We start from the raw sequence: 13,992 nt of genomic DNA, 5'->3' as shown, positions 1-13,992 counted from the left end.
TTATGAAGTCTTTCGACAACGCCACGGCCAGCCTGGCGAATTTCGATCCACGCTCCGGTTCAGTGGTGGAACGCACGCTGTTCAACCACCGCCTGTGGGTGCTGTTGGTGTGTGTGCTGACCACCTTGGTGCTGGGGTATCAAGCCACCCGCATCGAACTCAATGCCAGCTTCGAAAAGATGATCCCCACACAGCAACCCTACATTGCCAACTACCTTGAGCATCAGAAACAGCTCACTGGCCTGGGCAATGCGTTGCGTATTGTGGTCGCCAACCGGCACGGCGACATCTACGATGCCGAGTACCTCAAGACCCTGCAGGCCCTCAGCGACCAACTCTACCTGCTGCCGGGCGTTGACCGGGCGTACATGAAGTCGCTATGGACCCCGGCCACGCGCTGGGTCGCCGTGACCGAAGACGGCCTCGACGGTGGCCCGGTGATCCCGGATGACTACAGCGGCACCGCCGCCAACCTCGATGCGCTGCGCCGCAACGTGCAGCGTTCCAATGAACTCGGGCAGTTGGTGGCTTTCGACCAGACGTCGAGCATCATCTACGTGCCGTTGCTGGCCGCCACCTCTGACGGCAAGCCGCTTGATTACGCAGTGTTGTCCGAGCAACTGGAGACGCTGCGCAGCACATACCAAAGCGCCAATATCGACATTCACATCACCGGTTTCGCGAAAAAGGTCGGCGACCTGATTGACGGTCTGAAACAGATCCTGCTGTTCTTTGCCGTGGCGATCCTGATCACCACCGCCGTGCTGTTCTGGTACACCCGCTGCCTGCGCAGTACCGTGCTGGTGGTGCTGTGCTCGCTGGTGGCGGTGGTCTGGCAGCTCGGTTTGCTGCCATTGCTGGACTACCAACTGGACCCGTATTCGGTGCTGGTGCCTTTCCTGGTGTTTGCCATCGGCATGAGCCACGGCGCGCAGAAAATGAACGGCATCATGCAGGACATCGGCCGAGGCATGCACCGGGTGGTGGCGGCGCGATTCACCTTCCGCCGGCTGTTCCTGGCCGGGTTGACGGCGCTTCTTTGTGATGCCGTAGGTTTTGCGGTGCTGATGCTGATCAAGATCCAGGTCATTCAAGACCTCGCGGTGATCGCCAGCATCGGCGTGGCGGTGTTGATTTTCACCAACCTGATCCTGCTGCCGGTGTTGCTCTCATATGTAGGCGTTTCACCGCGCGCGGCACAACTGAGCCTCAAGAGCGAACAGGCCGAGCAAAACGGTCAGACACGGCATGCCTTCTGGCGTTTTCTGGATCTGTTCACCCATCGCCGCTGGGCCAGCCTGTGCATCGCCATCAGCCTTGCGTTGGCCGCTGTGGGCTTTGTGGTCAGCCTGCAACTGAAAATCGGCGACCTCGACGCCGGTGCGCCGGAGCTGCGTGCCGATTCGCGCTACAACCAGGACGATGCATTTCTGACCCGTCATTACGGCGCCAGCAGCGACCTGTTCGCGGTGATGGTGAAAACGCCGGCCAGCAGCTGTGCACGCTACGACATCCTGGCCAAGGTCGATGCCCTGGACTGGCAACTGCGCGCCTTGCCGGGTGTGGATTCGACCAATTCGCTGGCGTTGCTGAACCGGCGCATGCTGGTTGGCCTCAGTGAAGGCAACCCGAAGTGGTACGAGCTGCAGAACAACCAGGCGATGCTCAACATGATCACCGCCAGTGCGCCGCGTGGCTTGTACAACGAAGACTGCAGCCTGTTGACCCTGTACGCCTACCTCACTGACCACAAGGCCGAGACGCTGACCCGCCTGGTCGAGCACGTGGAAAAATTTGCCGCGGCGAATAACACCGATGAGGTGCAATTCCTCCTGGCCGCCGGTAACGCCGGCATCGAAGCGGCGACCAATATCGTGGTCAAGCAAGCCAACCGCGAGATGCTCGTCTGGGTCTATGGCGCGGTGATTCTGCTTTGCCTGATCACGTTCCGCTCCTGGCGCGCGACGGTGTGTGCGGTGATCCCCTTGATGCTGACGTCCATCCTCTGCGAAGCCTTGATGGTCTGGCTGAACATCGGTGTGAAAGTCGCCACGCTGCCGGTCATCGCCCTGGGCGTCGGCATCGGTGTCGACTATGCGTTGTACGTGATGAGCATTCTGCTGGGTCATCTGCGCCAAGGGGCGAGCCTGTCCGAAGCCTATTACCGCGCACTGGTTTCCACCGGCAAGGTGGTGATGCTGACCGGAATCACCCTGGCCATCGGCGTAGCAACCTGGACCTTTTCACCGATCAAGTTCCAGGCCGACATGGGCGTGCTGCTGGCGTTCATGTTCGTCTGGAACATGGTCGGTGCACTGGTGTTGCTGCCGGCACTGGCGTACTTCCTGTTGCCCGCACGCAGCGTGGCGCAGGGGGACGTTGTGCCGATGACAGTGACTAACGTGGCGGTTTCTGATTCGGCGGTAGTTGCCAACATTCATCACCTGCGCATCAAGGAGCCGTGCCATGGTCGCTAATGTCTTTGTGGAAAATACACACCGACAGGCCGGATGGGCGCAATCGCTGTTGTTGCTGCTGGGCAGCTGTTTACCGGTGCTGGGCGCGGTACTGCTGGCCCCGGTATTGCCGCGGATGCAGGCGCATTTTGCCGATGTGGCCGGCAGCGCCGTGCTGGTGCCTGTGGTGTTGACCTTGCCGGCGTTGGTGATTGCGTTGCTGGCTCCGTTCGCCGGGCTGATCGCCGATCGACTCGGGCGCAAGCCATTGCTGCTGGCGAGCATGTTGCTCTACGTGCTCTGCGGCGTGCTGCCGCTCTGGCTCGACTCGCTGCCGGCGATCGTATTGAGTCGAGCAGGCATCGGCTTGGCCGAGGCGGGGATCATGACCTGCTGCACCACGCTGATGGGCGACTACTACAGCGGCGCCAGGCGTGAGCGTCTGTTTGCCTTGCAGATGGTTGCCACGTCGTTGTCCGCTGTGGTGTTTATCGCAGTGGGTGGTTTCCTCGGGGAAAACGACTGGCGCACCCCGTTTGCGCTGTATGCAGTGGGCCTGATTTTCCTGCCGCTGATGGCCTGGAAGCTATGGGAACCCCAGGCCCGCCCGCAGCCTGAAAAAACAACGCAGCCGCTACTGGCAGGAAAATTCCCGTGGCGCGCGCTCACGCCCCTGTATGCGCTGTCGCTGTTGGCGGGTTTGAGCCTGTTTATTGTGCCGGTACAGGCCGGTTATCTGCTCAACCTGCTGCACGTGGATGCCCCGCAACAGATCGGCATGACCATGGGTGCCAATCAACTGGGCGTGCTCATCGGTGCGCTGAGCTTCCGCTTGTTCAGCGGGATGCGCGGCCAACACATGCTGTTGATTGCCTATGTGCTGGCGGGCATCGGCGGGCTGTTGATGGCTGGGGCCCTGACCCACGTACAAGTGGTGATCGCAGTGACGATCAGCGGCCTGGGCATCGGCCTGATGTTGCCGACGCTGATCACCTGGATCATGGCGCAAGTCGATTTCCATCAGCGTGGGCGAGCGGCGGGGTGCTTTACCGCGGCCATTTTCGCTGGCGAGTTCATCAGCCCACTGGTGGTGCTGGGCATGACCCGTGGTGAAGCCACGGCGCTCCCCCATGCGTTGGCCATTGTGGGTGGGGGGCAACTGTTGGTAGCGGTGTTTTGCCTGGCGGTGCCCCGGCTCGGTGGCCTGTCGCCCCACGCGAATGTTGTTGTCGGTGGCACCACCATCGGCGACGGAAACTGAACGAGGATTGTCCATGCAAGCGCTTCCTGAATTCAAACGAGTGGTCACCGGTCACGATCAGCGTGGCCAGGCGATTGTCGCCAGTAACGGGCCGACGCCGAACGTATTCCCGTTGTCGGCGGTACCCGGCACGGTGTTTCATGAACTGTGGAACAGCAGCACCAGCCCGGCCTTGCTCGACAACGCCAGCGATCCAAGCAGCAAACCGTTGCAACTGAGCCCCGGTCCCCTGGGCAGCGTGATTCGGGTGGTAGATATTCCACCGGACAGCGTGCAGAACCAGGTCAGCGCTGAAAACGCCGCGGCGGTGTTCGCCGAAATTGGTCAATCCCACGCCGGCACCGGCAAAGCCGACTCCCGGCACAAATTGATGCACCGCACCGAGACGCTCGACTACGGCATTGTCACCGAAGGCGAAGTGTGGCTGGTACTGGACGAAGAGGAGGTGCACCTCAAGCGCGGCGACGTCGTGGTGCAACGCGGCACCAACCACGCCTGGAGCAACCGCACCGAAGCAATGGCGCGCATGGTCTTCATTCTTCTCGACGGACGCTTCGCGGCTGAGTTGAACCCTGTCCAAGGAGCATCAGTATGAAACTCGCCACCCTGAAAAACGGCAGTCGTGATGGTCAGCTCGTTGTGGTCTCGCGCAATCTCGCATGGGCGCTGGATGCCAGTTCCGTGGCGCCGACCTTGCAGCAGGCCGTCGAAAACTGGAGCAGCACCGAACCACGCTTGCAGGCACTTTCGCGTCAGTTGAATGCAGGCGAGTCGACTGAAGCCTTTGCCTTCGACCCAAGCCAGGCCATGGCGCCTTTGCCACGGGCCTATCAATGGTGCGACGGCTCGGCCTTCCTCAGCCATGGTGCACTGATGCAGAAGGCGTTCAATCTTGATCCCATCGACGGCGTCGAACACACACCGCTGATGTATCAGGGCGCCGGTGACGATTTCATTGGCTCGCGCGACGATATTGCGCTGCCGAGCGAGAGCCAGGGCATCGATTTTGAAGGCGAGTTCGTGGTGCTGGTGGATGACGTGCCGATGGGGTGTGACGCGCAAGAAGCGCTGCAGCACATCAAGTTGATCCTGCAGATCAACGACGTCAGTTTGCGCGCCCTGGCCCCGCGGGAAATGCGCACAGGCTTTGGATTTTTGCAGGCCAAACCCTCGTCCAGTTTCGCTCCGCTGGCCATTACCCCGGATGAACTGGGCGACGCCTGGCATGACGGAAGGGTGCATTTGCCTTTGCAGGTGCACTGGAATGGCCAATGGTTCGGTCATCCGCACGGCGGGCAGATGAACTTCGGTTTTGGCCAATTGATCGCCCATGCCGCGCTGACTCGCCGGCTGCGGGCGGGCACGCTGATCGGCTCCGGTACGGTCTCGAATGTCGAACGCAGTGCGGGTTCGGCCTGCATTGCCGAACGCCGCGCCATTGAAATGATCGAGCACGGTGCCGCACAAACCGGCTTCATGCGGTTTGGTGACCGCGTGCACATGGATGTTCTGGATAGCGACGGCCAGTCGTTGTTCGGCGCGATCGATCAACGTGTCGTTCAAGCTCAAGGTTGAGGGGCGCCCTATGCGTGTGTTGATTACCGGCGCCAATGGTTTTGTCGGACGAGAGCTGGTGCGTTGTTTGTTGGCGCGGGGCAGCTTGCGAGGGCATAACATTGACTCGTTGTTGCTCCTGGACAGGGACTTGCAGGGCTTGCCGGAGGACGCCCGAGTGCGTCGTCATTTCGGCAGCGTGACGGACCCTGCGTTGATGCGCCGGGTGCTGGCCGATGGCATCGACGTGGTGTTTCACCTGGTCAGTATTCCCGGTGGCACTGCAGAAGATCAGTACGAACTCGGTTACCAGGTCAACCTGCTGACCAGCCTGGAGTTGCTCAACCAACTGCGCAACAAAAGCCAGCCACCCGTTTTGGTGTATGCCAGCAGCGTCGCGGTGTATGGCGGTCATCTGCCGGAACGAATGAACGAGACTGCCGAACTGCGCCCCGAACTGACCTACGGAACGCACAAGGCCATGGTGGAAAGCGCCGTGAGCGACCTTGCCCGGCGAGGTGATGTGGACGGTCGTGTGTTGCGACTGCCAGGCATCGTCGCCCGGCCCCGTGAGCCCAATGGCTTGCGCTCAGCATTCATGAGCCACCTGATGCGGGCGTTCGCCGAGGGTGACTCCTATCAATGCCCGGTCTCGCCAGAGGCGACGGCCTGGTGGATGTCGGCGCGCTGCTGCGTGAACAACCTGATCCACGCTGCAGAGCTCGATGGCGCCTCGTTGGGCGCTCAACGGGTGTGGCAGTTGCCGGTTCTGCATTTGTCCATAGCCCAGGTGATCGACGCATTGGCCGATCGCTATGGGCAGGAGCGCCGCAAGCTGATCAGTTTTGCGCCCGACGCCGGGCTGCAAGCGTTGTTCGGACAGATGCCACCCCTGAAAACCCCGCAAGCGCGTGCCGCCGGTTTCAATCATGACCGCACGGCTGCCGCGCTGGTCCGCAATTCCCTCAACCCCTCGGCCCCCCGACACTTGCCGCTGACCGGAGAGAACTTTCATGTCACTGCCAACCAAGCCTAAACGTCGTCTCGTGGACCTTTCGGTCACCCTCGATAATAACCCCTACACCGATCCGCCGCCGTTGCTGCCGAAGATCGAATACATGGATCACCAGCAGGGCTGGCCGGAAATGGCAGCGATGTTTCCGGGCTTGCAACTCGAGCAAATGCCGGGCAACGAATCATGGGCGGCCGAGCGACTGCACATCACCACCCACAGCGGTACGCATATGGATGCGCCCTGGCATTACGCCTCGACCACCGATGGCGGACAGCCGGCGTTTGGCATTGATGAGCTACCGCTCGATTGGTGCCTGCAACCTGGGGTGAAGCTGGACTTTCGGCACATGGCAGACGGTCATGTGGTAACCGCCGACGAGATCGAAGCCGAACTGGCGCGCATTGGCCATGCCTTGCAGCCGCTGGACATTGTGCTGATCAACACTCGTGCCGGCGCATTGTTTGGTCAGCCGGGCTATCTCGATGCCGGTGTCGGAATCGGTCGTGAAGCCACGATGTATCTGCTGGAGCGGGGAGTGCGGGTGGTCGGCACCGATGCCTGGAGCTGGGATGCTCCGTTCAAGTACACCCGTGAGCGTTTTGCAGCCGACGGCGATGCCTCGATCATCTGGGAAGGGCACAAGGCGGGACGCGATATCGGCTATGGGCAAATGGAAAAGCTCGCCAACCTGGATGTCCTGCCGGCCAATGGATTCGTGGTGTCGTGCTTTCCCTACAAGATCAAGCACGCATCGGCCGGGTTCGTACGCGCGGTGGCGATATTCGACGAGTAAGCCGCGCGAAGAAACGCGGGCCAGCTTCGCCAGATCCAGAGGGTGGAGTCGAGTGCAACACGACCTGAGAAAGCCAGGGCATAAAGCCCTGGCAGACAGCAGCTGTCACTTTTTCTTCTTCGCCGGCTTTTCTGCCTTCTCTGACTTGCTGGCCTTTTCTGGCTTGCTGTCAGCCTTTTTTGCAGATTTCTTTGGTTCGGCAGCTTTTTTCTTGTCTTTCTTATCGGAAGACTTCGAAAGAGCCGCGGCCGCCTCTGATTTCTTTGCCGGTGATGACTTTTTGTCTTTCAAATCCTTGCTGGCTTTCGAAGCGTCACCTTTGCTTTTCTTCTCGTCTTTAGCCACGTTGACCACCTCTCGGAGTGTGCCGGTATTGGCACTTTGCCTGTGGGACTATCCACATGCTGATCATTAGGCGAGCGCGTCGCAAAGCGGTTCAGATTATTTTGATGCGTCGAGACAGGCTTTGGAGGGGGCACCGATATGGACTGAGGTCTGGGCTTCCTGAACAGGTCAACCGCTACGCCTCGAAGTGAGTTTTCACACCATCTGTGCCAAAGCAGCCATTCATATTCCATGAGCGAATGGGACTGGACTCTTCCATCCAGTCCAGCCCCATACGCTTACCCCTCACAAAATGGCTCAGGCCTTCCTGCGCAAGAACCCCTGCTGGGCACCGTTGCGGTTAGGCGCGAAGCCATTGGCCTCCAGGCTTTCTTCAACAGTGTCGTAGAACACGCCGATCTTGCTGATCTCGCGCGCCTGCTGGGCGGTGGCGATCGGGCGACCGAACTCGCGGGAGATGCGCACCAGTTGCTCGATCTGCTCAACGGTGGACATTTTATCCGTTTGCGCCTGGTTCCAGAGGTTATCCTCGATGCCGCAGCGCACGTGCAGGCCCATCGCAATGCCCATCATGTTCACCGGCAGCACGTTGCGCGTCGAGCTTTCCACGGTCAGCACGGCGCCGTCCGGCACGGCACGCACGATGTTGGCCAGGCTGTAGATGTTAGGCACGTCCATCCCGCCGCCGATCGCCACCCAGTTCATCACCAGCGGGCCCTTGTAGATGCCGCGGCGCATCAGGCGCTCGACCGAGTCGAAGCTATTGATGTTGTAGCACTGGAAAGCACTCTGGATGCCCGCGGCCGTCAGGCGCCGCACGTGCTCTTCCACCCAGCCCGGCTGCGCCGGCACCGTCATTTCCTTGTAGGCGGTGTAGACAGCCGGGTCTTCCATCGAGGTGCCCTTGATGTCGGCGTCATCCCAGTGCTCGACGACGTTCATCTGCGAGGTGTTCACGGTGACCGTGACCTGGTCCGGCTTGGGATCGAGTTCGGCCAGCATATGGCGCGTATCGTCGCTCAGCCACTTGGCCGCGGCGCCCTCGGTTTCCGGTGCAAAACTGATCGAGCCGCCCACTTGAATGATCATTTCCGGCACAGCTTTACGCACACCGGCGATCAGTTCGTTGAACTTCGACAGACGCTTGGAGCCCTTGCCGTCCAGTTCACGCACGTGCAAATGCAGCACGGTAGCCCCAGCGTTGTAGCAATCCACGGCCTTCTGGACCTGCTCCTCCATGGTTACCGGGATGTCCTCGGGAAAGTCAGAGGGCTGCCACGACGGTGCATAGGGTGCTGCCGTGATGATCAGGGGCTGCTGGTTCTCAGTAAAGAGGTGGCCGTCAAGGAAGTTCATAGAGGATCTCTAAAATATTTTTTATTGTTAAGCGGAACGCCGAAAAGGCTTGGTGCCGATAGGTCGCGCGTTCCATCTTGCGAAGTCAGGGTAGGTATTGCTCGTTGAACTGTAGGCCGAGGGCCTGATCAGGCGCTTCTCATCGCACGACAATGGCATTTCATTTCATGACACGTGTTGCAAAGAATTGAATTTCTAACGATGGGCGCGAGTGGCAAGAAATGCCCCACCGCACTGCCAATGGGACCCGGAATGTTGAATGGAGGAGGGCACTCGCAGCGTTTGTCAGGTCGCGACGAAGTACCCTCGGCGGAGGGGCGGTCGGGTTGAATCTATCGAAATATAGGCATATTATCGAATTTAGATAAACTACCTAATTTGAGTAGAACCCCATGGACGCCATTCGCAATCCTTACGCTCCAGGTGCCGGTACTCGTCCCCCCGAGCTTGCTGGGCGTGACGTTATCCGCGAGAAGCTACGCATCTCCATCGAGCGCCTACGGGTCGGGCGTCCGTCTAAAAGTATCGTTATGGTCGGCTTGCGAGGTGTCGGCAAGACCGTCTTGTTGAATCGAATGCTCATTGATGCAGAGACCGCCGGTATCCATACCGCCTACGCAGAGGCGCCGGAAGGACGATCTCTGCCTTCCTTGCTGGCTCCGCAGCTGCGTTCCGCGTTGCTTCGCATCAGTAGAGTCGAGGCCGCCAAAGATAAGGCTATACGTGCACTCAGAGCACTGACAGGGTTTGCCCGCTCTCTGAAGGTGACCTATCAAGACATTGAAGTCGGCTTCGATTACGAGCCTGAGGCAGGACTGGCCGACAACGGCGATCTCGAAGGCGACCTGACCACCTTGCTGACTCAGGTAGGTGAAGCGGCTCGCGGTGCCGAGACAGCATTAGTCATCTTCATCGACGAACTTCAGTACGTCGTCGAGGAAGAGCTGGCCGCTCTGATTACTGCGCTCCATCGCGTATCGCAATTGAGCCTTCCAGTGACAATTGTGGGTGCGGGTCTACCGCAACTCCGTGGGCGTGCTGGAAACGCAAAGTCGTACGCTGAGCGATTGTTCGACTATCCAGAGATTGGTCCGTTAGAGCCACCTGAAGCCAAAGTAGCGTTCGTAAAGCCATCCGAGGACGAGGGAGTGATTGTCGATCCGGATGCAGCCGATCTGGTGGTCACCATGACACAAGGCTATCCGTACTTCATTCAAGAATGGGGCAAGAGTTCCTGGGATGTAGCGAGCAACGACCACATCACCGTTGAGGACGTCAGGGACGCCTCGCCATTGGCGATAGCGGCTCTGGATGAAAGCTTTTTTCGGGTTCGTTTTGACCGGATGACGGTCGCAGAAAAAATCTTTTTAAGAGCGATGGCCGATCTAGGGGCAGGGCCTCACCGGTCTGGCGATATTGCCGGACGGCTTGGCCGGACCAGTCAGTCGCTTGGGCCAATACGCAGCAGCCTTATTACCAAAGGCATGATCTGGAGCCCAAACCACGGTGATACCGCATTCACCGTACCGATGTTCGATCAGTACATGAAACGAATCATGCCGGGTAACGATTGGCAGCCGCCGCCCGTAGGTGCCGGTACTGCTCGCAAAGCTCCCTGACGCGGTGAGATGCAACGGGTAATTGCACAGAGTGGCCCACCCGATAGCATTCGACCTGGCTAGTCATTTGTATCGGGTTGGGCTGACAGAGAACATTTTTCTCCCGTCTCGTTAAATCGATAGAGCAGGGAAGGGATGAGTTCGTTAACGGGAAAAGTTCGTAGGCCATTTACGGTCAAACACGAATAAATTATAACTCAACTAAATAGATGTTTAGTTTAGTTATAATTTAATCATATATAGAGACGAGCAGGGTGCTACCCACGTCATTCAAATACTGCCAGCCAGACAGTGTGCCCACCGCACAGCGGGTCTTCCGTCAGTTGCTCGACAACCCTGAAACCATGGCGGTTGAGCAAATCGACGTATTCACCGTGGTCCAGGCTGGCGTGGTAAAGCGTCTCACCTTCAAAGGTGCCAAGGGCAATCCCGTGGGCCGTCCCACTGGTGAACATAAGCGCAGCCCCTGGTTGCGCATGGGCCTGGAAGATCGGGAACATTCGGCGCTGATCTTCCGGCGTCAAATGAAAGAAACTGTCCCACGCCAGAATCCCTGCGTAACGTTGACCAAGGTCCATTCGACGCATATCCGCCACACGCCAATCCTGTCCGGGAAAACGCTGCTGACAAAATTCGATCATCGACTCTGAAGAATCAATGCCGCATACGGCGTGACCAGCGTCGATCAAGTAACTGGCCATTGGTTCGGCGCAGCCACAACCAAGATCGAGGACCTGGCCATCAGCGTCAGGCATAACCCGACGAAAACGCTCCAGCCATGAATGTTCGGTACCAAGACGAGAGCGAATGCGATCCCAGGTTTGCGCATGTCGTTCGTAGAGGTCGATAATTTTGCTGGCGGCTTCATGCACGGGGAATCGTCCTTTGAGTACGAAGTGGGGTTTGTGCGTTGAAATGTACAGGGGGAATGGCCGGTATGGAATATCCATAATGTCGCATAATGTATATTATGTTAAGTGAGTGCCGTTTCAAAGGTGTTGCAAATTAGGACGTCAGCAACGAAATGCATTCCCTCAGATCCTTAATTTAAGGCTTGCCAGCGCTAGGTCTACGTCTCTAGCATCGCTGGCCTATGGCATGCATCAAGCTTCGTAATCCGTCTATTCCCAAGTCGACCAAGGGTTGGCTTCTGGTTGATGATCTGGGCCTCCCCAGGTTTTGGGCAACTGTGTGGGCAGATGTCCTCAAAAACAACATGGGACTTACAACGCGGGGTCACCATCTTTATGCGGTTGAGAGGTTCTACCAGGCGACTGACCAACAATTTGGGCCGGGAGCTCTGGATCGAATGCTCTCCGAGCTGAATATGGCATCGCTGGAATCCGCCCTGGGTAGTTTTCTAGCTAACCTCAGAAATGATGGCAGACTGCGTGGCATCAATAACAACCAGGCATGGGGATCCGCGAAATCATTCGTTGCAGACACTGTCAGTCACCTCAGCGCTTCATCTGCTAATGATTACGGCAAGATCCACAGCCGGCTTATGAGGCTTGATCGCCTGTACTCCCAAGTTTCACCAGCAAGGCCAAAACCTCCAGCCGCTATACGAGCATTACCTGCAACGGTTGTCGAAGACATCTACGAGATTTTCTCGCCAACATCGCCACGAAATCCATTTCGGACTGAAGCTCTGCAGTGGCGGAATTACCTGATGTTTCTCCTGATGCTTCACCTTGGGCTGAGGCGTGGGGAGATCGCTATTCTGCCTGCGGACGCAATCAAGTCTGACTTTGACATAACGACTGGGGGCGAAAAATTCTGGCTAAACGTAGCCGAAAGCCCTTACGAAGATGAGGATAGTCGCTTCAATGCTCCAAGCCTGAAGACCGCTCACTCCCGACGGCAGCTGCCACTAACAGAGGAAGTCGTTGCAGTTTCGGACATATTGCTGGGTAACTATCGTCACAGGGCATCTCATAGCTATTTGTTCGGATCCCAACACGGTAAAGCTCTCTCGCTCAGGTCAATTCATCGTGTCTTTGAAGTAGTCAGTGAACATTTGTCACCTTCAGCAAAGAAAGCATTGTCCGCACGTAACAAGTCGGGCATCACGGCACATGATCTTCGGCATACATGTGCTGTATATCGACTTGGGAGATACGTTTCGCTGGGTGATGATCTTGATATTGCGACCGAGAAGCTTCGTATTTTCTTTGGATGGTCACCCTCCTCACCCATGCCACGGCATTACGCAAGAGCATATTTTGAGTCGAATTCCGCAGACATGTGGGACGAAACCTATGATCGCGTACTCACAGCACTCAGATCGCTTTCCGGGAAAGAACAATGATTCACGCGGGATCAGAGTTAACAAGCAAGATTACAGTCATCACCGCCGAGCTGACACAGCTTCCAAGCGTCATCCGCTATTACGATGATTTTGATGAAAAATACCATTCGATTCGTGAACCGGAGAGTTCGGATCTCTTGGGCTTACGCGCTTAACCTTCGAACAGTGGTCCATTCACTTTGCAATCTGTCCATCGGGTTGTGGCGGCCCGAAATGCGGCCATATGTAAGCCAGCTAGAGTCACCAGTCCGTGATATCTATAAAACCGTTCGAACTGGAGAGTGCTTTTTGCCTCTGGATCACCAGTCATTGCTGATCGACTACTTGGATGAGCTTTCCGATTCCGTCAGCAGGCGCCCTGAGGCCCAAGTAACTACCCAGCTTCGAGATGCATGTATTTTGGTCATTTCTCATCAATATGGATGCAGGCCAGGTCAAGTCGCCCGTATAAAAACAATTGATGTCCGATGTTACGAAAATGGCGCGGTACATTTGGCAATCCCCTTACTAAAACAGCGAGACAACGAAGCACAGCGCAGGGTCACCCGGCGAATGAAGCACGAATGGTGCTCGATCTTCATCGAATACACTGCTAGACGACTTCTCACGACTGTTGCCAACGGCACCCCACCAGACAAATATTTCAATCTGTCTCCTCAGAGGCTGTCGATTGCTGTAAGAGATCTCATTGAGGAAATCACTGGTACGCGCTGGTCCCCCACGGACCTTCGGCATACCGCAGCCCAACGATTGGCAGATGCCGGTACATCACACATAGCGCTGTCCGAGTTTATGGGACATGCAACCACCCTGACGGCCAACGTCTATTTCGATGCGTCCCCAACTCAGGCGCAACGGATCAATCAAGCGCTCGCGATTTCCACTGTCTATTCGAGTGTGGCCGAAGTAGCCAGGACACGGACTATCGACAAGAATGCTCTCCTTCGCCTTCCCCCTGATCAGCAGATTGGTGGGATACCGCACGGTATACCGATTGCTGGCATTGGCGGTTGTTCGGCAGGGCAGTCACTATGCTCGAAAAATCCGGTTCTGAGTTGCTACACCTGCCGAAAATTCTTGCCGTTATCAGATGCCGCTGTTCATGAAGCCGTAGTCGAAAGCCTGCGGCCGGTCGTTACTGAATTTGCCAATTGGTCATCCTTCGTACTTTGGTAGTAAACCAGAGTGGGCGACAGTCATCCAGCGGATAAAAGAGATAGTGGCAAACAGCAGAGGTGAGATATATCAAGAGCCAGCTCTTTTTCCCCTAGCAAGCATCCCG

12 protein-coding genes are annotated in these 13,992 nt (G+C 57.5%); 9 read left to right on the top strand and 3 right to left on the bottom strand.

The annotated features are described in order from the left end of the window. Positions 1-2: 2 nt before the first annotated feature. Genes KW839_RS00560 through KW839_RS00535 form a run of 6 tightly spaced genes read left to right on the top strand, consistent with a single transcriptional unit; the run spans position 3 to position 7,079 of the window. Positions 3-2,477: an RND family transporter gene (locus tag KW839_RS00560; protein WP_218423049.1), complete on the top strand. Its 2,475-nt coding sequence runs from the start codon at positions 3-5 to the stop codon at positions 2,475-2,477. After that, the gene (locus KW839_RS00555; RefSeq protein WP_218423048.1) at positions 2,467-3,717 is read left to right on the top strand and encodes an MFS transporter; all 1,251 of its coding nucleotides are present in this window, start codon (positions 2,467-2,469) and stop codon (positions 3,715-3,717) included. Before KW839_RS00560 ends, KW839_RS00555 begins: the two co-directional genes overlap by 11 nt. Positions 3,718-3,730: 13 nt before the next feature. Continuing rightward, positions 3,731-4,312 (top strand): cupin domain-containing protein, encoded by a 582-nt coding sequence (locus tag KW839_RS00550; RefSeq protein WP_218423047.1) that lies wholly within the window; start codon positions 3,731-3,733, stop codon positions 4,310-4,312. After that, positions 4,309-5,292 (top strand): fumarylacetoacetate hydrolase family protein, encoded by a 984-nt coding sequence (locus KW839_RS00545; protein WP_218423046.1) that lies wholly within the window; start codon positions 4,309-4,311, stop codon positions 5,290-5,292. Before KW839_RS00550 ends, KW839_RS00545 begins: the two co-directional genes overlap by 4 nt. Before the next feature lie 10 nt (positions 5,293-5,302). Beyond that, positions 5,303-6,307, top strand: a complete 1,005-nt coding sequence (locus KW839_RS00540; RefSeq protein ID WP_218423045.1) for an NAD-dependent epimerase/dehydratase family protein — start codon at positions 5,303-5,305, stop codon at positions 6,305-6,307. Further along, entirely contained in the window at positions 6,285-7,079 is a 795-nt protein-coding gene (locus tag KW839_RS00535) for a cyclase family protein (protein ID WP_218423044.1), read from the top strand. The genes KW839_RS00540 and KW839_RS00535 overlap by 23 nt, the downstream gene beginning before the upstream one ends. 105 nt (positions 7,080-7,184) lie before the next feature. Here KW839_RS00535 and KW839_RS00530 read toward each other — a convergent pair whose 3' ends face one another. Both KW839_RS00530 and KW839_RS00525 read right to left on the bottom strand, forming a co-directional pair. After that, entirely contained in the window at positions 7,185-7,433 is a 249-nt protein-coding gene (locus KW839_RS00530) for a hypothetical protein (RefSeq protein ID WP_218423043.1), read from the bottom strand. Positions 7,434-7,721: 288 nt separating this feature from the next. Continuing rightward, a complete protein-coding gene (locus tag KW839_RS00525) occupies positions 7,722-8,780 on the bottom strand; it encodes a 3-keto-5-aminohexanoate cleavage protein (protein ID WP_060542103.1) in 1,059 nt (352 codons plus the stop codon). A 392-nt stretch (positions 8,781-9,172) separates the two neighbouring features. On the opposite strand from KW839_RS00525, the gene KW839_RS00520 reads away from it, so the two are divergent. Continuing rightward, on the top strand, positions 9,173-10,399 hold the full coding sequence (locus KW839_RS00520; protein WP_060542102.1) for an ATP-binding protein: 1,227 nt from the start codon (positions 9,173-9,175) through the stop codon (positions 10,397-10,399). A gap of 266 nt (positions 10,400-10,665) precedes the next feature. Here the strand turns inward: KW839_RS00520 and KW839_RS00515 are convergent, their stop codons facing one another. After that, complete coding sequence (locus KW839_RS00515) at positions 10,666-11,271, bottom strand: class I SAM-dependent methyltransferase (RefSeq protein WP_371318029.1); 606 nt, start codon at positions 11,269-11,271, stop codon at positions 10,666-10,668. 437 nt (positions 11,272-11,708) lie between these two features. Between KW839_RS00515 and KW839_RS00510 the strand changes: the two genes are divergently transcribed. After that, the gene (locus KW839_RS00510; RefSeq protein ID WP_218423041.1) at positions 11,709-12,710 is read left to right on the top strand and encodes a tyrosine-type recombinase/integrase; all 1,002 of its coding nucleotides are present in this window, start codon (positions 11,709-11,711) and stop codon (positions 12,708-12,710) included. Between the two features lie 309 nt (positions 12,711-13,019). Continuing rightward, a complete protein-coding gene (locus KW839_RS00505) occupies positions 13,020-13,886 on the top strand; it encodes a site-specific integrase (RefSeq protein WP_218423040.1) in 867 nt (288 codons plus the stop codon). The last annotated feature ends 106 nt before the right edge of the window (positions 13,887-13,992 follow it).

Origin of the sequence: Pseudomonas sp. PDM31, assembly GCF_019218965.1 — a bacterium.
GTDB lineage: Bacteria > Pseudomonadota > Gammaproteobacteria > Pseudomonadales > Pseudomonadaceae > Aquipseudomonas.
Note: the sequence above shows the minus strand (reverse complement) of the source record. Positions and strands in the feature narration are given on the sequence as shown.